The organism is Erwinia persicina NBRC 102418 (assembly GCF_001571305.1).
Taxonomy (GTDB): domain Bacteria; phylum Pseudomonadota; class Gammaproteobacteria; order Enterobacterales; family Enterobacteriaceae; genus Erwinia; species Erwinia persicina.
In genome coordinates, this window is record NZ_BCTN01000003.1 from 55,238 (window position 1) to 78,265 (window position 23,028).

Below are 23,028 nucleotides of genomic sequence, written 5' to 3' on the forward strand. Positions count from 1 at the left end.
AAAAAGACGCCCCCTGAGAGGACGTCTGTAAGAGAAGATCGCGTTTTCTGACAGCGTTGCAGCTTACTTTTTCAGTTCTGCCAGACTCAACCAGGTTTGCACGACGGTATCCGGGTTCAGGGACAGACTGTCAATCCCCTCCTCCATCAGCCATGCGGCAAAATCCTCGTGATCGGATGGGCCCTGCCCGCAAATACCTACGTACTTGCCCTGCTTCTTCGCGGCGCGGATCGCCATCGACAGCAGTGCTTTCACCGCATCATTACGCTCGTCGAACAGTTCTGAAACCACGCCGGAGTCGCGGTCAAGGCCCAGCGTCAGCTGAGTCATATCATTTGAGCCGATGGAGAAACCATCAAAATAGTGCAGGAACGCTTCCGCCAGCAGAGCGTTTGACGGGATTTCGCACATCATGATGATTTTCAGCCCGTTTTCACCGCGCTTGAGCCCCTGACGTTCCAGCTCTTCAACGACTGCCTTCGCCTGAGCCACGGTGCGGACAAACGGCACCATGATCTCAACGTTGGTCAGCCCCATCTCATTACGTACCCGCTTCACCGCTGCACACTCCAGCGCGAAACAGTCGCGGAAGCTGTCGGCCACATAGCGCCCGGCCCCGCGGAAGCCCAGCATCGGGTTCTCCTCTTCAGGCTCGTAGTGCTCGCCGCCCACCAGGTTAGCATATTCGTTAGTTTTGAAATCAGACAGACGCACAATCACACGCTTAGGGGCAAAAGCCGCACCCAGAGTGGCGATCCCTTCCGTCAGTCGGCCCACGTAAAATTCCACAGGGTCATCAAAACCTTTCATCAACGAACGGATCTGCTGCTGCAGTTCCGGGGTCTGCTTATCGAACTCCAGTAGTGCTTTCGGATGCACCCCGATCATACGGTTAATGATGAACTCCAGACGCGCCAGCCCCACGCCCTCATTGGGCAAACAGGCAAAGTCAAAAGCACGGTCAGGGTTGCCGACGTTCATCATGATCTTCAGCGGCAACGACGGCATTTCGTCTACCTGCGAACTTTTGACCTCAAAGTCGAGCATTTCATTGTAAACGTAACCGGTGTCCCCTTCGGCACAGGAAACCGTCACCTGATGCCCGTCTTTCAGGATATCGGTAGCATTCCCACAGCCTACCACCGCCGGAATACCCAGCTCGCGCGCGATAATGGCAGCATGGCAGGTACGTCCCCCACGATTGGTGACAATGGCAGAAGCCTTTTTCATGATCGGTTCCCAGTCCGGATCGGTCATGTCGGTGACCAGCACATCCCCTTTTTCAATGCGGTTCATTTCGCTGATATCGTGAATAACTTTCACCTCACCGGCACCGATACGATGGCCAATAGCGCGTCCTTCGACCACTACACTGCCTTTACCCTGCAGCGTGTAACGCTCCATCACCGACCCGTTAGAACGGACCGTCTCCGGGCGCGCCTGCACGATAAACAGTTTTCCGGTATGCCCGTCTTTAGCCCACTCAATATCCATCGGCCGCTGATAGTGTTTTTCAATCTGCACCGCCTGTGCCGCCAGCGCTTCTACTTCGCTGTCAGTCAGGGAGAATCTGTCACGATCGGCTTCAGGCACATCTTCAATTCTGACCTGCTCACCATGTTCCCTGGAATCGGCGTAAACCATGCGGATTTTTTTCGATCCCATGTTACGACGCACGATCGCCGGACGGCCTGCGGCCAGAGTCGGCTTATGCACATAAAATTCATCCGGGTTTACAGCCCCCTGCACCACCATTTCTCCTAACCCCAGCGCAGAGGTGATAAAGACCACCTGGTCGAACCCTGACTCGGTATCAATGGTGAACATCACGCCAGAGGAGGCGAGGTCAGAACGCACCATCCGCTGAACCCCGGCGGAGAGCGCTACGCCGCGATGGTCATAGCCCTGATGGACGCGATAAGAGATGGCACGATCGTTAAATAACGAGGCATAGACATGCTTCACCGCCACCAGCACTGCATCATACCCCTGAACATTCAGGAAGGTCTCCTGCTGTCCGGCGAAGGAAGCATCGGGCATATCTTCGGCCGTGGCAGAAGAGCGAACCGCGAACGACGCCTCGGCATCATCAGCAGAGAGCTGGTTATAGGCTTCGTGAATCGCTTTTTCCAGCTCAGGCGTGAATGGCGTTTCGACTATCCACTGACGGATCTGTTTACCCGCTTTTGCCAGTTCATCAACATCATCAATATTGGTCTTATCCAGCAGCGCATAGATACGCTGGTTGACGCCGCTTTGATCGAGAAACAGGTTGAACGCTTCTGAGGTTGTCGCAAAGCCGTTAGGCACGGAAACGCCCAGTGACGACAAGTTAGTAATCATTTCACCCAGAGAGGCATTTTTCCCCCCCACCCGATCTACATCGTTCATGCCAAGCTGGTTATACCAGAGCACAAGCGGCAATTCGCCTTTATTGGACATTGAAGCAATCCTTGTAAGATTTAATTAAGAATATTAGGGACACAGCATTGCTTTCTGAGACTCGCACATATAGGCAGGATTGATAAAGTGTTGAATCGTTCAAGCAACGGCTAAATTTATTTTTTAAGAATACTCCGCCTTAAAAACCGCGTTGCGCAACATAGAAGATGATTAACCACCCTTAATTTTCAAGTAGATACGATAAAATCATTATCGTCGGGTTAATATAACTTGCGCAACAAAAAAGGATTCCCTGCGCGAATGTTTTAAAATGAAAGGGCGGTAAAGATGAATAGTAAACAGAAACGTGATTTCATTTTAAGTCACAATCTGCGATTCGTCTTATTTTATAAAAATAAAAAGTTCATATCATTAGTTAATGGTTTTTTTGTTTTATTTTGCAGGCGAAATCACGATTTGCTTTATTGATGCAGATTAATTTAGTCTGCTATGCCCCCTCGTAAGCGGAGAGAAAATGGACGTGAACGCTGAACGCAGTGTTTTTTATATTTCCGACGGCACGGCGATTACGGCCGAGGTGCTGGGCCATGCCGTACTGTCTCAGTTTCCTGTTGCTACCCAGAGCGTCACCCTGCCTTTTGTCGAAAATGTGCAGCGTGCTCAGGCCGTGAAAGCACAAATCAATGCGCTGTATCAGCAGAGTGGCGTGCGGCCACTGGTATTTATTTCGATTGTCACGCCAGAAATCCGCGACATCATCTTAGAGAGCGATGGCTTCTGCCAGGATATTGTTCAGTCTCTGGTGGCCCCACTCCAGCAGGAACTCGGGGTTGAACCGGATCCTATCGCTAACCGTACGCACGGACTGACGGCCGGAAATCTCGGCAAGTACGATGCCCGTATTGCCGCCATTGACTATACCCTGGCGCACGACGACGGGATCTCGTTACGCGGGCTGGAAGCGGCTCAGGTGATCCTGTTAGGCGTATCGCGCTGTGGCAAAACTCCGACCAGCCTCTACCTGGCAATGCAGTTCGGCATCCGCGCGGCGAATTATCCCTTTATCGCTGACGATATGGATAACCTGAAGCTTCCCCCGGCGCTTAAGCCCTTCCAGAATAAACTGTTCGGACTGACCATTGATCCGGAACGCCTTGCGGCTATTCGCCAGGAAAGGGCAGAAAACACCCGGTATGCATCAATGCGCCAGTGCCGGCTTGAGGTGGGGGAAGTGGAAGCCCTGTTCCGCACCCATCAGATCCGTTACCTTAACAGTACCAATTATTCGGTTGAGGAGATCGCCACTAAAATCCTCGATATCATGGGTCTTACAAGACGTATGTACTGATTTTCCCACCTCCGGCGCGGCTCACTGGCGCCGGAAATGCGATAACCCTGCTGTTTTGCGGTTGAAATCATCGCGGTTTGGTTTAAGGTGAACGCCATTACTTCCCGGTATTCCTGCCGTTGCGAAGACAAATTTTAGAGACCGCCATGAACAAAACAGATGAACTGCGGACCGCGCGCATCGACAGCCTGGTGACGCCTGCTGAACTGCAGGATCGCCTGCCGATCACGCCAGCCATCGTCGAGAACGTCACCACATCACGTCAAAAGATCTCCCGCATCCTGAACGGTGAAGATAAGCGCCTGCTGGTGGTGGTTGGCCCCTGCTCGCTTCACGATCCTGCCGCCGCACTGGAGTATGCAGAGCGTCTTAATGCCCTGCGGGATAAGTATCATTCCCGTCTGGAAATCGTTATGCGTGCCTATTTCGAAAAACCGCGCACGGTGGTGGGCTGGAAGGGATTGATTTCCGACCCTGACCTGGACGGCAGCTTCAGGCTCAATCACGGGCTGGCAGTGGCGAGAAAGCTACTGCTGGATATTAATGCGCTGGGCATGCCCACTGCCACCGAGTTTCTGGATATGGTGATCGGGCAGTTTATTGCCGATCTGATTAGCTGGGGAGCCATTGGTGCCCGCACCACGGAAAGCCAGATCCATCGCGAAATGGCCTCCGCCCTCTCCTGTCCGGTCGGTTTTAAAAACGGTACCGATGGCAATACACGCATTGCCGTCGATGCTATCCGGGCAGCGCGCGTCAGCCATATGTTTCTGTCGCCGGATAAGCACGGTCAGATGACCATTTATCAGACCAGCGGGAATCCGTCCGGGCATATCATCATGCGTGGTGGTAAAACCCCCAATTACCATGCGCAGGATATTGCGGATGCCGTCGCCCATCTGCGTGAATTTCACCTGCCTGAGCAACTGGTGGTCGATTTCAGCCACGGCAACTGTCTTAAACAGCACCGCCTGCAAAAAGCAGTATCCGACAGCATCGCACAGCAGATCCGCAGCGGATCGACGGCCATTGCCGGTGTGATGATCGAAAGTTTTCTGCAGGAAGGGACGCAGAAAGTGATCCGCGACACTCCGCTGGTCTATGGCCAGTCGATTACCGACCCCTGTCTGGGCTGGGACGACACGGCCAGTGTCCTGCAGCAGTTGGCAGACGCTGTCGACAGCCGCTTCTGATTGCCTGAGCCGGCCCCTTGCGGGTCGGCTTTTTCCGCTTCATCCCCCCTTTTGCGCAAACTGTTTCCTCAACGTTAATTTTTGCTTGCACACCGCCGCCTTTCATTGATAATGATTATCATTATGATAATGAATCCCTTTTCCTTTTAGCAACTTCCTTGAGGACACAGCATTGACGGCACACTACCCGCACTACTGCGAATTAAAACAACAGCACCCGGAAAAATACGCCCGCGACCTGGCCGCAATGATGGGGATCAGTGAGGCGGAACTGACATTCGCCCGTATCGGACATCAGGCCCGGATGCTGCGCCCTGCTATGCGTGAGTTGCTGCATGCGCTGGAAGCGGTGGGAGAAACCAAATGCATCACCCGCAACGACTATGCTGTGCACGAGCACCTCGGCGTATTCAGCAATATTCATCTTAACGACCACGCAGGTATCGTGCTGAATCCGCGTGCGCTGGATCTGCGGGTATTTGTTAATCAGTGGGCCAGCGTTTTCCATCTGCAGGAGATGACCGGCCACGGCGAACGTCAGAGTATTCAGTTTTTTGACCTGCACGGTGATGCAGTGCTGAAAGTGTATACCACCGAAAATACCCACATGGATGCCTGGCAGCAGCTGATTGCCGGCTACCGGTCAGAATCGCCAGCGTCTTTCAGCGTGACCACCGCCATCCCCCCCACCTTTGCCGGTGAGATTGACGCGGCACGAATTGAGTCTGAATGGCGGGCGATGACGGATGTGCACCAGTTTTTCCGCCTGCTGAAAAAGCATGATGTCTCACGGCAGCAGGCCTTCCGTGCCGTCAGCGACGATCTGGCCTGGCAGGTCAGCAATCCGTCGCTGGCCAGGTTACTGGACCAGGTCTGTCAGGATGGCAATGAGATCATGATATTTGTCGGAAACCGTGCCTGCGTACAGATCTTTACCGGTACGATTGAAAAAGTCATGCCGATGCGTAACTGGCTGAACATCTTTAATCCGGCCTTCACCCTGCATCTTCAGGAGGAGCAGATTGCTGAAAGCTGGATCACCCGCAAGCCGACTGCCGATGGGATGGTCACCAGCCTGGAGCTGTTTGCCGCCGACGGGACACAGATTGCCCAGATCTACGGTCAGCGCAGCGAAGGCCAGCCGGAACAACCGCGCTGGCGTGAGCAGCTGGCGGCTCTCAGCGTGAAAGGAGATAATCTGTGAAAGCCGCCCTGTTCGCCCTGTTCGCCCTGCCGCTGGCGTTCACCGCCGCCGCGACAGAGCGCATTGTCAGTATCGGTGGCGATGTCACTCAAATCATCTATGCCCTTGATGCCCAGCAGGCACTGGTCGCACGCGACAGTACCAGTCTGCATCCGGCCGTGGTCAAAAAACTGCCTGACGTCGGCTATATGCGCCAGTTAAATGCTGAAGGTATTCTGGCGCTGAAACCCACGCTGGTGATCGCCAGCGAACTGGCCAAACCGACACTGGCCCTGCAGCAGGTCGCGCAAAATGGTGTGAAAGTGGTGGATGTCACGGGAAGAGCCGATATCGCCGCCATCAGTGAAAAGATTGCGACAGTTGCCGCCACCCTGCATCGTGAAGAGGCCGGAAGCGCTTTACAGGCCCGGGTAAAAAAACAGCTGGCCAGCATCCCGGCTAAACCGCTGCCGGTCAAGGTGCTGTTTATCCTCGCTCACCAGGGAATGGGCACCATGGCAGCCGGCAGCGAGACCTCCGCCGATGCGGCGATCAAGGCTGCCGGTTTGCAGAATGCGATGGCCAGTATCCGTCGCTATCAGCCGCTGTCGCAGGAGGGCGTGATCGCCAGCGCCCCGCAGTTAATTGTGGCAACGCGCGACGGTATTAAAACATTGGGCGGTGAAGCGAATCTCTGGAAACTGCCGGGTATCGCACTGACGCCGGCAGGCCAGCATCAGCAGTTGCTGGTGGTGGATGATATGGCGCTGCTCGGCTTCGGTATCGATACCCCGGGCGCGATCCTGAAACTGCGTCAGGCGGCGGAAGCCCTGCCGTGATGCCGGTAAGAACGCTGCGCTGGCTGGGCGTCCTCTTTATGCTGTTAGTTGTCCTGGCCTTCAGTGCGGCTAACACCGGGGCGATGTCGCTGACCCTCCCCGCACTATGGCGGTCCGGGTTTGATGGCAGTCTCTGGCAAATCTGGTTTACCATCCGTCTGCCCCGGGTTTTGCTGGCGGTGATTGTAGGCGGCGCGCTGGCCCTGTCCGGATGTGTCATGCAGGGGCTGTTTCGCAACCCCCTGGCCGATCCCGGTCTGCTCGGCATCAGCAGCGGCGCAGCACTGGCCGTCGCGATTTCTATCGTCCTTTCGCTGTCATTACCCGGCGTGCTGATGCTTTACCTGCCCTTACTGGCGGCCTTTCTCGGCAGTCTGGCCGTTACGCTGGTGATCTTTCTGCTGAGTCGACAGGGTCTGACCGGTCTGAGCCGTCTGCTGCTGGTGGGCATTGCCATTAACGCGCTTTGCGGCGCGGCGGTGGGGGTACTTTCCTGGCTGAGTACCGACCAGCAGCTGCGACAGTTGTCACTGTGGGGGATGGGCAGCCTGGGTCAGGCGCAGTGGCCTACCGTTCTGGTGTGCGCCTCGGTCGTCGTGCCCTGCATGGTGCTGGTTCAGCGCCTGGCAATCCGTCTCAATCTGCTCCAGCTGGGCGAAGAAGAGGCGCACTATCTGGGGGTGGACGTGGCGCGCACCCAGCGCTATTTGCTGGTATTGAGCGCCTTTCTGGTGGCCTCTGCCGTTGCCGTCAGCGGCGTGATCGGTTTTATTGGCCTGGTCGTGCCGCATCTGATGCGTTTCTGGCTGGGCGGCGATCACCGCTGGCTGCTGCCTTCATCACTGATGAGCGGTGCGATCCTGCTGCTTCTGGCCGATACTCTGGCGCGTACCCTCGTCGCCCCGGCGGAAATGCCGGTGGGTCTGCTGACCAGCCTGATCGGCGGCCCCTGGTTCCTGTGGCTAATCCTGCGCCGCCGTGGAGGTCTTAATGGCTGATGAACTGCGTGCCAGCGGGCTGAGTTACCAGCGGGACCAGCGCTGGCTGATTGACGATGTATCCCTCACCCTTAAACCCGGTGAGCTGGTTTCACTGATTGGCCCAAACGGTGCGGGGAAGTCAACGCTGTTACGCCTGCTGACCGGGTTTATCCCCCCTCACCGGGGTCAGTGTCTGTTAAACGGCGAGCCGCTGGCGCAGTGGTCGGCAGCACGACTTTCACGGCAGCGCGCGGTTATGCGCCAGCAAAGCAGCATGGCTTTTCCACTCAGTGTGTTTGATGTGGTGGCAATGGGCCGCGCGCCCTGGCATGGCCCGGTGCAGCCGGTCGTGGAAGCGGTGATGGCATTAACCGGCTGCGACGGGCTGGCCCGACGCGACTATCTGCAACTTTCCGGCGGAGAACAGCAGCGGGTGCAGCTTGCCAGGGCGCTGGCCCAGCTATGGCGGCAGGATGGGCCTTATGGCTGGCTGTTCCTGGATGAACCGACATCAGCACTGGATCTTTATCATCAGCAGCACCTGTTGCGTTTGCTGTCGCAGCTGACGCAGCGATATGCACTCAACGTCTGCTGTGTTCTGCACGATCTGAACCTCGCTTCGCTATGGTCCGACCGGGTGATGCTGCTGGCTGAGAGCCGGCTGGTGGCGCAGGGCCGGCCAGAGGAGGTGCTGAATGAAGCCACACTGAAGCGCTGGTATCACGCTGATGTGCTGGTGCACCCCCATCTGACCGAGGGGGTACCCCAAATCGCGCTGCGTCGCTAGCTGGAGCAGCTCACTTCCAGCTTTTTACCCCATTCCGGCGGGCGACGCGTCAGATCAGCAAACTCTGGCAGGTCATCAAACGGACGCAACAGCGCCTGATGCAGTCGGGTCAGTGCGCTGATATCCTCCTGTTCTGCCTGTTCTATCGCCTGCTGCGCCAGGTAATTGCGCAGAACCAGCGCCGGATTGGCCAGCCTCATCGCCTGCTGCCGTTCATCGTCGCTGCGCTCCTCCTGTAACAGGCGCTGACGGTAGACATTGTACCAGTCGTCAAACGCCTCCCGATCGATAAACTCATCGCGCAGCGGCGAGCGGGACGCCTGCTGTTCCGTCTGGCTCAACTGCCGGAACGTGCGGGTATAGTCACTGCCCTCTTTCGTCATCAGCGACAACAGGCCTGTCAGAATATGATTATCGTCTTTACCGGCCGTCAGCAGGCCCAGCTTCGCGCGCATTTTTTCACCCCAGCAGCGCATCAGCTCTGTTTCGTATCCTGAAAGCGCCTGTTTTAACTGTTCGGTGCTCATCAGGCCCGACAGCGCGTGTGCCAGACGATTAAGGTTCCACAGACCGATCATCGGCTGATTTTCAAAGCTGTAACGCCCCTGGTGATCGGAGTGGTTACAGATAAAGCCCGGCTGATAGTCATCCAGGAAGCCATAAGGACCATAGTCCAGGGTCAGACCCAGAATCGACATGTTGTCAGTGTTCATGACGCCGTGCGCAAATCCCACGCTCTGCCAGCCCGCAATCAAACGGGCGGTGCGTTTCACCACGTCGCTAAACCACAGCAGATACTTATCCGGTTCCTGCTGCCACTGCGGCCAGTGGTGACGGATAACGTAGTCGGCCAGTCGGGTAACATTGTCCTGCTGGCCGAGATAATAGAAGTGTTCAAAGTGGCCGAAACGCACGTGGCTCTCTGCCACGCGCAGCAGCATGGCACCAGGTTCGGCCGTTTCGCGGTAAACCGGCTCATCGCTGGTGACCACCGTTAGCGCACGCGAAGTGGCAATGCCCAGCGCATGCATCGCTTCAGAGGCGAGGAACTCACGCAGCGTGGAGCGCAGTACAGCCCGACCATCCCCCATTCGCGAATAGGGGGTCAGTCCGGCTCCTTTCAGGTGCCAGTCAACTTTACGGCCATCAGAGAGCTGTTGCTCCCCCAGTAACAGGCCACGACCGTCACCCAGCTGCCCCGCCCAAACGCCAAACTGATGCCCACTGTAAACCTGGGCCAGCGGTTGCATACCCGCCAGACGCGTCTCACCGCTCCACAGGCCGACATGCTCCGCGCTGAACAGGCTGTCATCAAGGCCCAGCTCCTGCGCCAGCGGCGCACTGTGATACAGCAGTCGGGGATTTTTTAACGGCGTTGGCTCTACAGCGGTGTAAAAACCACTCAGCTCCTGATACCAGGTGTTATTGAATTGCATGGCGCCTCCATCAGTGCCATTGGGAACATCCCCGCTGACGCATACAGTGTAGTGCGCGGCGAGGCTGGCAAACACAGAGATTTTTCAGGGTTATTGCAACACGCGTTCCCAAAGTGGCTCGGGAGGGGCCGTCAGGAGAATCAACTCGTCTTCACAGACGGAGGGGAAGAGTGCACTTTGAATACCATCAAAAGCATAGTCACGGATCGTTTGCAGTCCGTTTAAGTCATCCACCCCCTGCACCACAACTTCCTGGCAGTGGGGTTTGATATGATCGAGGATAGCGCTGATAAAGGGATGGAAAGATAACCGTTTAATATTATGCTGGATAAAGACCCTATCCAGTTTAATACGATAAAAGAGATCGTCAAAAACCGCCTTTGACGTCGACTTTCCCGCACCATAATTACTCAGACTTAAGCTAAATTTCTCACTCAGTGCCTGCAGAGTATTATTATCTCTGCCTGCATTTAAACCAGGAAAGCTTTCGCTGATTTCCAGCTCAATGCAATCAATCTGGCACATCCTTTTCAGAAGAAACTCACTGCCGAGGATAGTCTCGGCAAGTGGCATATCAATATTAATAGCCACTTTAATGCCATGGTTACTGAAAAATTCGTAATGTTTTTCCAGCACATTAATTTGTTGCTGCAACAACAGGACACGCTGCCGGTCATTTAATAATACCGTCAGGATCTCCTGTGGCATGGCAACATTAGCGCTTGCATGGGTAAAGTGAGTTAACATTTCAACAGACGATAATCGCCCGCCAGGAGTGTATACCGGGCAGAATGCTGTGTAAGTTTGACAATCTGCTTCCAGAAAGATGTTCATCTTATTTCGCCATTATTAAGCGGCACTCACCGCATCCTATATCAACAAAATAGGACAAGCAACAGTGTAAAGAGACCGTCACTTTGCGGAAATTCAATTGCAGTGTGCTTTTGCTTCTAATCCAGAACGTTAAGCTAACACAAAACTGACATAAACGTTGCTTTTCGCTATCACTCATCTGGCAGGAGAAATAAATTCTGTGGTTTCTTTTTAGCTCTTTTTTACTAAAAAGTGGTCAGATGTCACCTGAAAAGCGACTTAAGGACAATTATCAGTAAAGATGTATTTTAAATCCATTTCATGATTTTAAAGCTTCCTTCCACTATTTACAGGCAAAAAAACGTTGTCTCCGGGGCTGATTAAATACGCCTTGCCTGCCAGAATACTTTTCGCCAGTAAACATTATCCAGTGACGAACGCGTCACGCCCTGACTGGTGGAAGCATGGATAAACTGATTGTCTGTGTCGTAAATTCCCACGTGCAGACCATTTTCTCCACTGCCCGTTTTGAAGAAAACCAGATCGCCAGGTAATAACTGTGATTTGTCGATGCGGGTCCCGATATCGGTCTGCGCAGAAGTGGTGCGGGGTAGCTGCATATTAAAACGATCGCGAAAGGTCAGATAAACAAAACCTGAGCAGTCAACACCACCGCGACTCATGCCGCCATAACGATACGGGGCACCGCGCCACTGCCCCAGCTGATCGTTAAGCTGCGCTATAACGGTGATTGAATCAGAAAGCCGGCCATCCGGCGCCGGAGCACGGCTACTACAACCTGCCAGCATGATCACTAACAGCAGAAACCAGTAACGCATAACACATCCCTCAGTAGCAACATCAGTAACCTGACGGCAGTCTTCAGATAAGGCTGTTCAGCACAGCGTGGTCAACAACGACTGGCCTTCACTCTTCAGCAAACGAAACGACACGCCATACAGCGCGCTGAGATGTTCAGGCGTCAGTACCTGGCCCGGATGCCCCTGTAATGCACTCTGCCCAGGCCGCATCAGCCAGATGCTGTCGGCATAGCGCAGGGAGTGATTGATATCGTGACTGCTCATAATGACACTCACACCTTTTGCCGTTATCGCCGGAAGAAGAGTGTCGAAGGCCACCTGCTGGGCTATATCCAGCCCGGTTAACGGCTCATCGAGCAGCAACAGTTTACCTTCCGGTTGGCTAATCTGTAAAAAGACAGCGGCCAGCCGTACGCGCTGCCATTCACCCCCGGAGAGTTGAGTGAGTGGCCGGGCAAGTTTATCGTCCAGCAGTAACGCCTTAGCCAGTGACTGCAGCATCTGTTGCGATTCAATACCCTGTTGCTGCACATGCATCATAAGGTAATGCCAGACCGGCATCTGCCCCGGAGGCTGCTGCTGTTGTGGCAGATAAGCGCGCTGGCGAGCCAGATGCCGTCCAGGCCATGCCCCCACCGGGAGCCCCGCCAACGTCACGTTCCCCTCACAGGGGAGCAGTCCGGCTATAGCGGTCAGGAGTGAGCTTTTGCCCGCGCCATTAGGCCCCACCAGATGAATAACCTGCCCGGCTCCGACGCGAGCGCTGAAAGGAAACAAGCGCCCTTCCAGCGCAACGCCTGTTAATTCCAGCAGCATACGTTATGCCAGCGCCTTGTGGATAAGCGCGACCAGTTGCGGGTCGTTGGGTGCGGTATCTGGCGAGAAACGCTGCAGCACCGTACCATCACGCCCAATAATAAACTTTTCAAAATTCCACAGGATATCTCCTGGCTGCTTCGGCGCACGTCCTTTACTGCTCATACGCGCCAGGAAGCCACTCCCCTCGGGCGCTGTCGCCTGAGGCTGTGCCGCCACCAGCTTTTCATAAAGCGGATGACGCTGCGGGCCGTTAACTTCTGTCTTGCTGAACATGGGGAAAGTGACACCATAAGTAGTGCTGCAGAAAGTTTTAATTTCAGCCTCACTGCCGGGCTCTTGTTCCAGAAACGCATTACATGGGAACCCCAGCACCGTCAGCCCCTGTCCATGCAACTCTTTTTGCAATTTTTCCAGTTCTTCATACTGGGGTGTCAGTCCACACTTTGAAGCCACATTGACGACCAGCAACACATCGCCCTGCCACTGAGCAAGGGTTGTTTTTTCACCATCCAGCGTCACCAGTTCTGTATCGAAAATACTCATCGTTTTTTCCTGTTTTAACGTAGGGATATAAACAGCCTCAAGGCTGTCAGCGGTTGCTCAATAATAACCAGATAAAGACCGGCGCGCCCAGCGTTGCCGTGACCACCCCGACAGGCAGTTCTGCAGAAGTTAATGTGACACGGGCTATAATGTCAGCGGCCAGCAGTACACCGGCTCCCGCCAGCGCACAACCGGGAAGCAGGATACGATGGTCGCTCAGCCCCTTCAGACGCAGAAGATGCGGCACGACCAGCCCCACAAATCCTATTGCGCCCGCCAGCGCAACACTGACACCCACCAGCCAGCCGATAGCGATCACCAGAAGATTACGCCACAGTACCAGTGGCAGGCCCAGCTGTTGCGCGGAGATCTCCCCCAACGCCAGCAGATTAAGCACCCTGGACTGGCAACTCAACCAGAGCAGAACCGGGATCAACGCCAGCATCAGCCAGCTATAGCGCCAGTCGAGTCCACTAAACCCCCCCATCATCCAGTACATGAGCTGACGCAAGTCCATACTGCTGCTGAAGTAGACAGCCCACGTCATCCCGGCACTACAAATAATGCCCAGCGCCACACCCGCCAGCAGCAAGCGGCTGCTGGACAGATGCTGGCGCGCAAAGCGCAGTAGGATCAGCGTCACCAGTAGCGCCCCGAGAATAGCACTCAGGCTCATCAGCCAGGGATTACTGGTACCCGCGAAAATACACAGCACCAGCCCTACGCCCGCGCCTCCAGATACACCCAGGAGCCCGGGTTCAGCCAGGGGATTGCTGAACAATGCCTGCATAGCTGCTCCTGCAACCGCCAGTGACGCGCCCACCAACATGACGGCCAGGCTACGGGGCAGACGCAGCTGCCAGACAAAGAGTTGAGCATCGGGAGTGAACCACTCGGTCGGAGATAGCCAACGATCGCCCGCGCAAAGACTCACCAGCAACAGTGACAGGCAAAAGATCAACAGCCCACAAAGCCAGAAGCCCGATCGCCGTTGAACAGAAGAAATCTGTTGGGAGAGCACAGTCATCACAAGTGTTTTTCAGAGAAAACAGAGGGTTAATTGTAGAGGGAAATTAGCAAAAAGAAAGTGCCAGCCACACCGCTGCTGTAAGCAATCGTGATATTGCCCGCTCGCTGCCACGATATTTGAATACGCTCGGGTCATTAAACACTGCAGAGATAAGGTTTTTTTTAAACAGAGACATTGACGATGGACATGAAAAAGGCCGCTTGCGCGGCCTTTTTGATTGGCTGAAATCAGTCTTCTTTTGGTGAAGCGTTCTCAACCCGGCTTTTCAGTTTCTGGCCCGGTCGAAACGTCACAACCCGGCGAGCCGTGATGGGAATGTCTTCACCCGTTTTAGGGTTACGTCCCGGACGTTGATTCTTGTCGCGAAGGTCGAAGTTGCCAAATCCTGACAGTTTAACCTGCTCACCATTTTCCAAAGCACGACGCACTTCTTCAAAAAACAGTTCAACCAGCTCTTTGGCATCCCGTTTGCTAAGACCAAGCTTCTCAAACAGGTATTCAGACATTTCAGCTTTTGTAAGCGCCATAGGTTCAATCCCTCAAGGATGCTTGGAATCGCTCTTTCAGTGCCTCTACGCATTTCGCAACGGTAGCGGCAATCTCCTCTTCTTCGAGTGTCCGGCTGGTATCTTGCAAAATCAGGCTGATAGCGAGGCTCTTAAAACCATCATTTACGCCCTTACCACGGTACACGTCAAACAAGTTTACGCCAACTACCTGATTTACGCCAACTTTCTTACACTCAGTGATAACATCTGCTGCTGGCACGTTTTCAGCAACCACAACAGCGATATCACGACGGTTTGCCGGGAAGCGTGAAATGCCGCTGGCATCAGGCAGGACGCGGTCTGCAACCTTGTCCCACAGCAGTTCAAACACCACGGTGCGGCCGTTAAGATCCAGTTTACGTTCAAGTTCCGGATGGACCACACCCATAAATCCGATAGGTTCACCGCGTAAATAAATCGCCGCGCTCTGGCCCGGATGGAGTGCAGGATGGGACTCTGCCACAAACTGAATGTCATCGAGTTTGCCGGTTAACTCCAGCAGGGACTCTAAATCACCTTTTAAATCATAGAAGTCTACCGGACTGCGCGCCAGATCCCAGTGCTCTTCATGACGATGGCCACTGATCACACCAGCCAGCATAACGTCCTGACGGATCCCCAGGTTTGCCTGTGTATCAGGCACAAAGCGCAGACCGCTTTCGAACAGGCGCACGCGAGACTGCTGACGATTCTGGTTGTACACTACCGCGCCCAGCAGGCCACTCCACAGCGACAGACGCATCGCGGACATTTCAACGGAGATCGGGCTGGGTAAGACCAGATTTTCTTCACCCGGATGGAGCAGGGCCTGAATTTTCGGGTCAACGAAGCTGTAGGTGATGGCTTCCTGGTATCCTTTGTCGACCAGTAGCGCTTTCACGCGCTTCAGCGACAGAGTGGCTTCCCGGTGCTTCGTCATCACCAGACCGGCCTGTACCGGCACATTTGGAATGTTGTCGTAGCCGTAGACGCGAGCCACTTCTTCCACCAGATCTTCTTCAATCGCGATGTCAAAACGCCACGACGGTGCGACCGCCTGCCATTCGCCCTGACCTTCCGTCACGTCACAGCCCAGACGGCGCAGAATGTCGCTCACCTCAGCATCCGCAATCACGTGGCCGATCAGACGGTCCAGCTTTTCACGGCGCAGGGTGATAGTGGCACGGACAGGCAGCATGGCTTCATCAGTGACATCAATAACCGGCCCGGCTTCGCCGCCACAGATATCCAGCAGCAGACGTGTCGCACGCTCCATTGCCTTATGCTGCAATGCCGGGTCAACACCACGCTCGTAACGGTGTGAAGCATCGGTATGCAGGCCATGACGGCGTGCACGGCCGGTAATGGATAGCGGGCTGAAGAAAGCGCATTCGAACAACACGTTTTGGGTTTCTTCGTTTACACCAGAGTGCTCACCACCGAAGATCCCGCCCATGGCCAGCGCTTTTTTCTGGTCCGCGATCACCAGCGTATCACTGTTCAGCCTGGCTTCGTTGCCATCCAGCAGCGTCAGGGTTTCGCCCTCTTCCGCCATACGCACCACAATTCCCCCGTCGAGGCGATCGAGGTCAAAGGCGTGCATCGGCTGGCCCAGCTCCAGTAGAACATAGTTGGTGACATCAACAACCGGATCAATTGAGCGGATCCCGCAGCGACGCAGTTTTTCTTTCATCCACAGCGGCGTAGCGGCTTTGACATTGATGCCTTTAACAACACGTCCAAGATAACGTGGGCAGGCCGCGGTGGCCTCGACGCGAATCGGGAAGCTGTCCTGCACGGTTGCGATAACCGGTGCGATCTCAGGCGCGGTCAGCGGCAGCTTGTTCAGTACGGCAACATCACGTGCCACACCGATAATACCCAGACAGTCGGCACGGTTTGGCGTGACACTAATCTCAATGGTGCTGTCATCCAGCTTCAGATAATCACGGATATCTGCCCCGATGGTGGCATCCAGCGGCAGTTCAATAATACCGTTGTGGTCGTCGGAAATACCCAGTTCAGAAAAGGAGCACAGCATCCCTTCCGACGGCTCGCCACGCAGTTTAGCCGCTTTGATTTTAAAATCACCCGGCAGTACCGCACCCACAGTCGCGACAGCCACTTTCAGCCCCTGACGGCAATTCGGTGCGCCACAGACGATATCCAGCAGACGGTCGCCACCGACGTTGATTTTCGTCACGCGCAGTTTATCGGCGTTCGGGTGCTGGCCGCACTCAACCACTTCACCGACGACGACGCCATGAAAAGCACCGGCTACCGCTTCCACACCGTCTACTTCCAGACCGGCCATGGTGATTTGATCGGACAGGGCTGCACTGTCAATGGCCGGGTTGACCCATTCACGTAACCAGAGTTCACTGAATTTCATTGGTTTTACCCGCCCTTATTTAAACTGTTTGAGGAAACGTAAATCATTTTCGAAGAAGGCACGCAGGTCGGTCACGCCGTAACGCAGCATGGTCAGGCGTTCCATTCCCATACCAAAGGCGAAGCCCGAGTAAACTTCCGGGTCGATGCCGACGTTACGCAGTACGTTCGGGTGAACCATGCCGCAGCCGAGCACTTCCAGCCATTTACCGTTTTTACCCATCACATCCACTTCTGCAGAAGGCTCGGTGAACGGGAAGTAAGACGGACGGAAACGCACCTGCAAATCTGCCTCAAAAAAGTTGTTGAGGAAGTCGTGCAGTGTGCCCTTCAGATTGGTAAAACTGATGTTTTTATCGACGATCAGCCCTTCCATCTGGTGGAACATGGGGGTGTGAGTCTGATCGTAGTCATTACGATACACCCGCCCCGGGGCAATAATGCGGATTGGCGGCTGCTGTTCTTTCATTGTGCGGATCTGAACGCCAGAAGTCTGTGTACGTAACAGACGGGTCGCATCAAACCAGAAGGTGTCGTGATCGGCACGGGCCGGGTGATGGCCGGGAATATTCAGGGCATCAAAGTTATGATAATCATCTTCGATTTCCGGGCCGGTCTCTACAGAGAAGCCGAGCTCACCGAAGAAGGTTTCGATACGATCGATAGTGCGGGTCACCGGGTGCAAACCGCCGTTTTCGATGCGACGCCCCGGCAGGGAAACATCAATGGTTTCCTGTGCAAGGCGTGCGTTCATAACCGCAGACTCCAGCGCATGCTTCTGCGCGTTCAGCGCTTCCTGTACCTGCTGTTTGGCTTCATTGATCACCGCACCGGCTGCCGGGCGCTCTTCCGCAGGCAGTTCACGCAAGGAGGTCATCTGGAGCGTAAGATGCCCTTTTTTACCCAGGTATTCGACGCGAACGTTATCTAACGCGGCGACATCCTGAGCATCATTGATGGCGGCTTTCGCGCTCGCCACCAGGTCTGCGAGATGTGACATGCTTTCCTCTTCTTCCAGCCACGCAGGCTGGTCTGTTTTTTCAGGACGAATGGCCGCCCGGTCGTTATTTTTAAGGTACTGAAACGAAAAAAGCCTCCACGAGGGAGGCTTTCAGCGCGATTTTTCGTTTCTTTTCTTTGCGCTAAAGCCCCCGATGATCAGGCGCTAAAGTAAAAAAAGAAACGAAAAATAGCAGTATTCATGATTAGCTGACCTTGATGCAGTTTCTGACCGCTCTATTGAAAGGCCGGAGGAAAAAATTGTCAATCTTTTCAGGCAATAAAAAAGAGGGAGACCAGCTCCCTCTTCAATCTGGCTTACGCCAGAGCTGATTTCGCTTTTTCTACCAGAGCAGCAAATACTGCTTTGTCGAATACTGCGATGTCAGCCAGAATCTTACGGTCGATTTCAATCGAAGCCTTTTTCAGACCATTGATGAAACGGCTGTAAGACATGCCGTTAGTGCGGGCTGCAGCGTTGATACGCGCAATCCACAGCTGACGGAACTGGCGCTTCCGCTGACGACGGTCACGGTAAGCATACTGACCAGCTTTGATAACAGCCTGGAAAGCAACACGGTATACACGTGAACGTGCACCGTAGTAGCCTTTAGCTTGTTTTAAGATTTTCTTGTGACGTGCGCGAGCAACTACACCACGTTTTACACGAGCCATTTAGCTCTCCTATGTATATTCTGAATGAATTAAAAAATTACTTATGCGTACGGCAGGCAGGCAATAACCAGACCCAGATCGCCTTTAGACACCATACCTTTAGGACGCAGGTGGCGTTTACGCTTAGTAGATTTTTTAGTCAGAATATGACGCAGGTTAGCGTGTTTACGCTTGAAGCCGCCACCGGCGGTCTTCTTGAAGCGCTTGGCCGCGCCACGTACAGTTTTAATCTTTGGCATTTAAAAACATCCACTTCGCATTGTTAATAAAATGAACCAGACAGGCGAATTTCGCCGCGCACCGAAGTACGCGGCAGAATTACTTTAGGGCCTACTGTTTCTTCTTGGGTGCGAGCACCATAATCATCTGACGACCTTCAATCCTTGTAGGGAATGATTCGACCACTGCCAGATCAATATCTTCACACAGATCTTTACGGACGCGGTTAAGCACTTCCATACCGATCTGCTGGTGCGCCATTTCACGACCGCGAAAACGCAGCGTGATCTTGGCTTTATCGCCATCTTCCAGAAAGCGAATCAGGTTGCGTAGTTTTACCTGATAGTCGCCATCATCGGTACCAGGACGGAACTTAATTTCCTTAACCTGGATGATCTTTTGCTTCTTCTTCTGTTCTTTAGAAGATTTGCTTTTTTCGTAAAGGAACTTGCCGTAATCCATTATACGACAAACGGGCGGCTCGGCGTTGGGGCTGATCTCTACCAGATCCACGCCCGCTTCTTCAGCTTTTTCCAAAGCTTCATTCAGACTGACAATACCAATCTGTTCGCCATCGACGCCAGTCAGACGAACCTCAGTAGCGCGAATTTCTCTATTTATGCGATTAGGACGCGCCGGTTGAACTCGTTTTCCGCCTTTAATACTTTATTCCTCCAATTGATGAAGATTGCGACTGCGGATTTCACCCTGCAGTTTCGCGATCACTTCGTTTACATCCATGCTTCCCAGGTCTTTACCGCGGCGGGTGCGAACGGCCACTTTGCCAGCTTCCACCTCTTTATCACCACAGACCAACATATACGGGACACGACGTAAAGTATGTTCACGGATTTTAAAGCCAATCTTCTCGTTTCTCAAGTCCGCTTTTGCACGAATGCCCGCATTTTGCAGTTTTCGGGTCAATTCTGCAACATATTCGGACTGACCATCGGTGATATTCATCACCACAACTTGTACTGGAGCTAACCATGTTGGGAAGAAACCGGCATATTCTTCGGTTAAAATCCCGATAAAGCGCTCCATGGACCCCAGGATTGCCCGGTGAATCATCACTGGCACCTGACGTTCATTACTTTCGCCGATATAAGAAGCACTCAGGCGGCTCGGCAGTGAGAAGTCGAGCTGAACGGTGCCACACTGCCATGCACGGTCGAGACAGTCATGTAGCGTAAATTCAATTTTAGGGCCGTAGAAGGCACCCTCACCCGGCTGATAATCAAACGGGATATTGTTCTCTTTCAGTGCAGCGGCCAGATCAGCCTCTGAACGGTCCCACAGGTCATCACTACCGATACGTTTTTCAGGACGGGTAGAGAGTTTCACCACGATTTTTTCAAAGCCAAAAGTGCTGTACATATCGTACACCATCTTAATACAGCCATTGACCTCATCACGGACCTGATCTTCAGTACAGAAGATATGGGCATCATCCTGGGTAAAACCGCGCACGCGCATCAGGCCATGCAAGGCACCTGACGGCTCGTTGCGATGGCAGCTGCCAAACTCTGCCATACGTAACGGCAGGTCGCGGTATGATTTTAGCCCCTGATTGAAAATTTGCACGTGGCCAGGGCAATTCATTGGCTTAATGCAGTACTCACGGTTTTCTGAAGAGGTGGTAAACATCGCCTCTTTGTAGTTTTCCCAGTGCCCGGTTTTTTCCCACAGCACGCGGTCCATCATAAACGGACCTTTCACTTCCTGGTACTCATACTCTTTCAGTTTGGTGCGGACAAACACTTCCAGCTCGCGGAAAATCGTCCAGCCATCGTTATGCCAGAACACCATGCCAGGCGCTTCTTCCTGCATGTGATAGAGGTCAAGCTGCTTACCGATTTTACGGTGGTCTCGCTTCGCCGCCTCTTCCAGACGCTGCAGATAGGCAGCGAGCTGTTTTTTATCGCCCCAGGCCGTACCGTAGATACGCTGCAACATTTTATTGTTGCTGTCGCCACGCCAGTAAGCGCCAGAAATTTTCTGCAGCTTGAAGTGGTGGCAAAAGCGCATGTTAGGCACGTGAGGGCCACGGCACATATCCACGTATTCTTCATGATGGTACAGGCCAGGACGGTCATCATGACTGATATTTTCATCAAGGATGGTGGTTTTGTAGGTCTCACCCCGTTCAGCAAAGGCGTCACGCGCTTCCTGCCAGCTGACTTTCTTCTTGATAACGTCGTAATTCGTCTCAGCTAACTGGTGCATACGCTTTTCCAGCAGCTCAATATCTTCCTGGGTCAGCGTGCGGTCAAGATCGACGTCGTAGTAAAAACCGTTGTCGATAACAGGACCGATAGCCATTTTGGTATCTGGCCACAGTTGTTTGATCGCGTGCCCTAACAGGTGGGCGCAGGAGTGACGAATAATTTCCAGACCCGCTTCGTCTTTGGCGGTGATGATTGCTACGCTGGCGTCTTCGGTGATCGGATCAACCGCATCCACCAGTTCGCCGTTCACACGGCCGGCAATACAGGCTTTCGCCAGGCCAGGACCGATGTCCAGAGCAATATCCATCACGCTAACGGCGTGGTCGAACGAACGCTGACTTCCATCAGGAAGAGTAATAACAGGCATGAAACGTCCTTAATTGCAGTGGTAACCCACACGTAAGATTACATGCAAATTTAAATTTTTCTTTATACAACAAGCACTTTGCACTTGAAACCGACTCACATTTGCCGGTTTGGTACACTGCCTGGTACACATTATCGAAAGTGTTTGTTTTACCAGTCACTTACGAAGGAGAGTCATCTTACACGCCATCAGTCGAAATTGCACGGATAGCCGGGTTAAACGGCGTGAGCCGCGATGCTCGCGGGGTCAGCTTCCCTCCTCCAGCCCGGCGTGAAGAAAATCGGCCCTACGGCAGAAAAAAACCGCCCGAAGGCGGTTAATGTGAGTCAGGTTTATCGCCGGACTCGGGGGCAGAAGTGGGATCGTCCTTCCCTTTTTTCTGGGGTTTTTGTTCAGGCTTTCCATTGCCATGATGGGGTTCATAGTCGGGATGATCACCCTCCACGGGACGGTCTGACATAACTCCTCCTGTATGAATGACATTCATTACAGAGTGTAGTCACCGCTGTTGCCTTAAGCCTAACGGAGCCTGTGTGGTTCGACTGCGGACTCTTATCCTGGGGTCGATCCACTAATGAGGCGATCGGTGCATCTGAGCCGTTGAGAGGGAATGGGCTGTCTGGCAAGGGAAAACGAGCCGCAGGGTGCGGCTCGTGCAAAAGATTACATCGCGTAGGAAAGCGTAATCGTCGTTTTGGTATCGGTATGATCCGGCGCCGATTCCGGTGGATTCTGGTTCCACGTGACGTTATAAGCCATTTTCAGCGCGAAGTGATCGTTGATAGCCACCTGCAGGCCCGTTTCGGAGTTGACGGTGGTATCGTCGCTACCCAGTACGGAAACGCCCTGAACGAATTTGGTGGTGTCGGTCAACTGCCACTGATAGCTCAGGGCACCGTAGGCCAGCGCCTGCGTTTCATGACCGCCTTCGTGGTAGTCGTCATAACGCACACCGGGACCGGCTTCAATACGCAGCGAGTGCACCGGGCCATTCAACAGCTGGCGACCATAACCGGCAGCGAGAATAGAACGGCCGTCATAACCGTTGAAGCGGTCACTCAACCAGCTTGCCTGACCAAACAGATAATCAGCAGTGTTCATGTTGTAACGCGTACGGCCACCGACCTGATAGGTCTCTGATGAGCGCTCATCATTGGAAGATGTATTGCTGGCGTTGCCCCACAGGCTGTAGGCGAAGCTGGGCGTATACCAGGTCAGGTTGGTATTTGCGGTCGCTGAAGAACTGGTGGTGTTGCCAGACTGCGCCAGATAACCGGCGGCGGCATTACCTTCAAAATCTTTTTTCGCCGTAGAAGGATCATCCATAACCGTGAAGACGTTATTATCCGCCAGGGCTTGATGACAGAATGCTCCCCCGGAGAGCAACAGAACTACAGACAGCTTATTAAGCGCTTTCATTTAAATGT

Annotated in this window: 23 protein-coding genes and 1 other annotated feature; of the genes, 6 read left to right on the forward strand and 17 right to left on the reverse strand. The window is 53.9% G+C overall.

Annotated features, from left to right (window positions below; all coding sequences use genetic code 11):
• Window positions 1-63 precede the first annotated feature (63 nt).
• Window positions 64-2,442 (reverse strand): phosphoenolpyruvate synthase, encoded by a 2,379-nt coding sequence (gene ppsA, locus EPE01S_RS04895; RefSeq protein ID WP_062743484.1) that lies wholly within the window; start codon window positions 2,440-2,442, stop codon window positions 64-66.
• A 475-nt stretch (window positions 2,443-2,917) separates the two neighbouring features.
• Between ppsA and ppsR the strand changes: the two genes are divergently transcribed.
• The 6 genes from ppsR to EPE01S_RS04925 all read left to right on the forward strand — a co-directional run bounded on the left by ppsR (window position 2,918) and on the right by EPE01S_RS04925 (window position 8,733).
• Window positions 2,918-3,751: a posphoenolpyruvate synthetase regulatory kinase/phosphorylase PpsR gene (gene ppsR / locus EPE01S_RS04900; RefSeq protein WP_062743485.1), complete on the forward strand. Its 834-nt coding sequence runs from the start codon at window positions 2,918-2,920 to the stop codon at window positions 3,749-3,751.
• A gap of 146 nt (window positions 3,752-3,897) precedes the next feature.
• A complete protein-coding gene (locus EPE01S_RS04905; RefSeq protein ID WP_062743486.1) occupies window positions 3,898-4,944 on the forward strand; it encodes a 3-deoxy-7-phosphoheptulonate synthase in 1,047 nt (348 codons plus the stop codon).
• A 172-nt stretch (window positions 4,945-5,116) separates the two neighbouring features.
• Window positions 5,117-6,148 (forward strand): hemin-degrading factor, encoded by a 1,032-nt coding sequence (locus EPE01S_RS04910; protein WP_062743487.1) that lies wholly within the window; start codon window positions 5,117-5,119, stop codon window positions 6,146-6,148.
• Complete coding sequence (locus EPE01S_RS04915) at window positions 6,145-6,966, forward strand: heme/hemin ABC transporter substrate-binding protein (protein ID WP_062743488.1); 822 nt, start codon at window positions 6,145-6,147, stop codon at window positions 6,964-6,966. The genes EPE01S_RS04910 and EPE01S_RS04915 overlap by 4 nt, the downstream gene beginning before the upstream one ends.
• Window positions 6,966-7,964, forward strand: coding sequence for a FecCD family ABC transporter permease (locus EPE01S_RS04920; RefSeq protein WP_062743489.1), 999 nt, complete (start codon window positions 6,966-6,968; stop codon window positions 7,962-7,964). Before EPE01S_RS04915 ends, EPE01S_RS04920 begins: the two co-directional genes overlap by 1 nt.
• Window positions 7,957-8,733 carry a heme ABC transporter ATP-binding protein gene (locus EPE01S_RS04925; RefSeq protein WP_062743490.1) on the forward strand — a complete coding sequence of 259 codons (777 nt, stop codon included), beginning with the start codon at window positions 7,957-7,959 and terminating at the stop codon, window positions 8,731-8,733. The genes EPE01S_RS04920 and EPE01S_RS04925 overlap by 8 nt, the downstream gene beginning before the upstream one ends.
• Here EPE01S_RS04925 and EPE01S_RS04930 read toward each other — a convergent pair.
• The 16 genes from EPE01S_RS04930 to EPE01S_RS05000 all read right to left on the reverse strand — a co-directional run bounded on the left by EPE01S_RS04930 (window position 8,730) and on the right by EPE01S_RS05000 (window position 23,020).
• On the reverse strand, window positions 8,730-10,169 hold the full coding sequence (locus tag EPE01S_RS04930; RefSeq protein WP_062743491.1) for a protein adenylyltransferase SelO: 1,440 nt from the start codon (window positions 10,167-10,169) through the stop codon (window positions 8,730-8,732). The genes EPE01S_RS04925 and EPE01S_RS04930 overlap by 4 nt on opposite strands.
• 90 nt (window positions 10,170-10,259) lie before the next feature.
• Window positions 10,260-11,003 (reverse strand): EAL domain-containing protein, encoded by a 744-nt coding sequence (locus EPE01S_RS04935; RefSeq protein WP_062743492.1) that lies wholly within the window; start codon window positions 11,001-11,003, stop codon window positions 10,260-10,262.
• Between the two features lie 359 nt (window positions 11,004-11,362).
• Complete coding sequence (locus EPE01S_RS04940; RefSeq protein WP_062743493.1) at window positions 11,363-11,821, reverse strand: NlpC/P60 family protein; 459 nt, start codon at window positions 11,819-11,821, stop codon at window positions 11,363-11,365.
• 57 nt (window positions 11,822-11,878) lie between these two features.
• A complete protein-coding gene (gene btuD / locus EPE01S_RS04945) occupies window positions 11,879-12,619 on the reverse strand; it encodes a vitamin B12 ABC transporter ATP-binding protein BtuD (protein WP_062743494.1) in 741 nt (246 codons plus the stop codon).
• A 3-nt stretch (window positions 12,620-12,622) separates the two neighbouring features.
• Entirely contained in the window at window positions 12,623-13,165 is a 543-nt protein-coding gene (locus EPE01S_RS04950) for a glutathione peroxidase (RefSeq protein ID WP_062743495.1), read from the reverse strand.
• Window positions 13,166-13,211: 46 nt separating this feature from the next.
• Entirely contained in the window at window positions 13,212-14,195 is a 984-nt protein-coding gene (btuC, locus tag EPE01S_RS04955; RefSeq protein WP_062743496.1) for a vitamin B12 ABC transporter permease BtuC, read from the reverse strand.
• Between the two features lie 227 nt (window positions 14,196-14,422).
• On the reverse strand, window positions 14,423-14,722 hold the full coding sequence (gene ihfA / locus EPE01S_RS04960) for an integration host factor subunit alpha (protein ID WP_017802142.1): 300 nt from the start codon (window positions 14,720-14,722) through the stop codon (window positions 14,423-14,425).
• Between the two features lie 4 nt (window positions 14,723-14,726).
• Complete coding sequence (gene pheT / locus EPE01S_RS04965; RefSeq protein ID WP_062743497.1) at window positions 14,727-17,114, reverse strand: phenylalanine--tRNA ligase subunit beta; 2,388 nt, start codon at window positions 17,112-17,114, stop codon at window positions 14,727-14,729.
• Between the two features lie 15 nt (window positions 17,115-17,129).
• Window positions 17,130-18,113: a phenylalanine--tRNA ligase subunit alpha gene (gene pheS, locus EPE01S_RS04970; protein WP_062743498.1), complete on the reverse strand. Its 984-nt coding sequence runs from the start codon at window positions 18,111-18,113 to the stop codon at window positions 17,130-17,132.
• A gap of 83 nt (window positions 18,114-18,196) precedes the next feature.
• Window positions 18,197-18,320 (reverse strand) — a sequence feature (Phe leader region).
• The gene (gene pheM / locus EPE01S_RS23380; protein WP_133845469.1) at window positions 18,272-18,316 is read right to left on the reverse strand and encodes a pheST operon leader peptide PheM; all 45 of its coding nucleotides are present in this window, start codon (window positions 18,314-18,316) and stop codon (window positions 18,272-18,274) included. (Overlaps the previous feature by 45 nt.)
• A 110-nt stretch (window positions 18,321-18,430) precedes the next feature.
• Entirely contained in the window at window positions 18,431-18,787 is a 357-nt protein-coding gene (gene rplT, locus EPE01S_RS04975; protein ID WP_062743499.1) for a 50S ribosomal protein L20, read from the reverse strand.
• A 41-nt stretch (window positions 18,788-18,828) separates the two neighbouring features.
• Window positions 18,829-19,026, reverse strand: coding sequence for a 50S ribosomal protein L35 (gene rpmI / locus EPE01S_RS04980; protein ID WP_005968897.1), 198 nt, complete (start codon window positions 19,024-19,026; stop codon window positions 18,829-18,831).
• A gap of 91 nt (window positions 19,027-19,117) precedes the next feature.
• Complete coding sequence (gene infC, locus EPE01S_RS04985) at window positions 19,118-19,669, reverse strand: translation initiation factor IF-3 (RefSeq protein WP_072277407.1); 552 nt, start codon at window positions 19,667-19,669, stop codon at window positions 19,118-19,120.
• A 3-nt stretch (window positions 19,670-19,672) separates the two neighbouring features.
• Window positions 19,673-21,601: a threonine--tRNA ligase gene (gene thrS / locus EPE01S_RS04990; RefSeq protein ID WP_062743501.1), complete on the reverse strand. Its 1,929-nt coding sequence runs from the start codon at window positions 21,599-21,601 to the stop codon at window positions 19,673-19,675.
• A 316-nt stretch (window positions 21,602-21,917) separates the two neighbouring features.
• Window positions 21,918-22,061, reverse strand: a complete 144-nt coding sequence (locus tag EPE01S_RS23595; protein ID WP_167550581.1) for a hypothetical protein — start codon at window positions 22,059-22,061, stop codon at window positions 21,918-21,920.
• 203 nt (window positions 22,062-22,264) lie between these two features.
• Window positions 22,265-23,020 carry a DUF481 domain-containing protein gene (locus tag EPE01S_RS05000; protein ID WP_062743503.1) on the reverse strand — a complete coding sequence of 252 codons (756 nt, stop codon included), beginning with the start codon at window positions 23,018-23,020 and terminating at the stop codon, window positions 22,265-22,267.
• Between the last annotated feature and the right edge of the window lie 8 nt (window positions 23,021-23,028).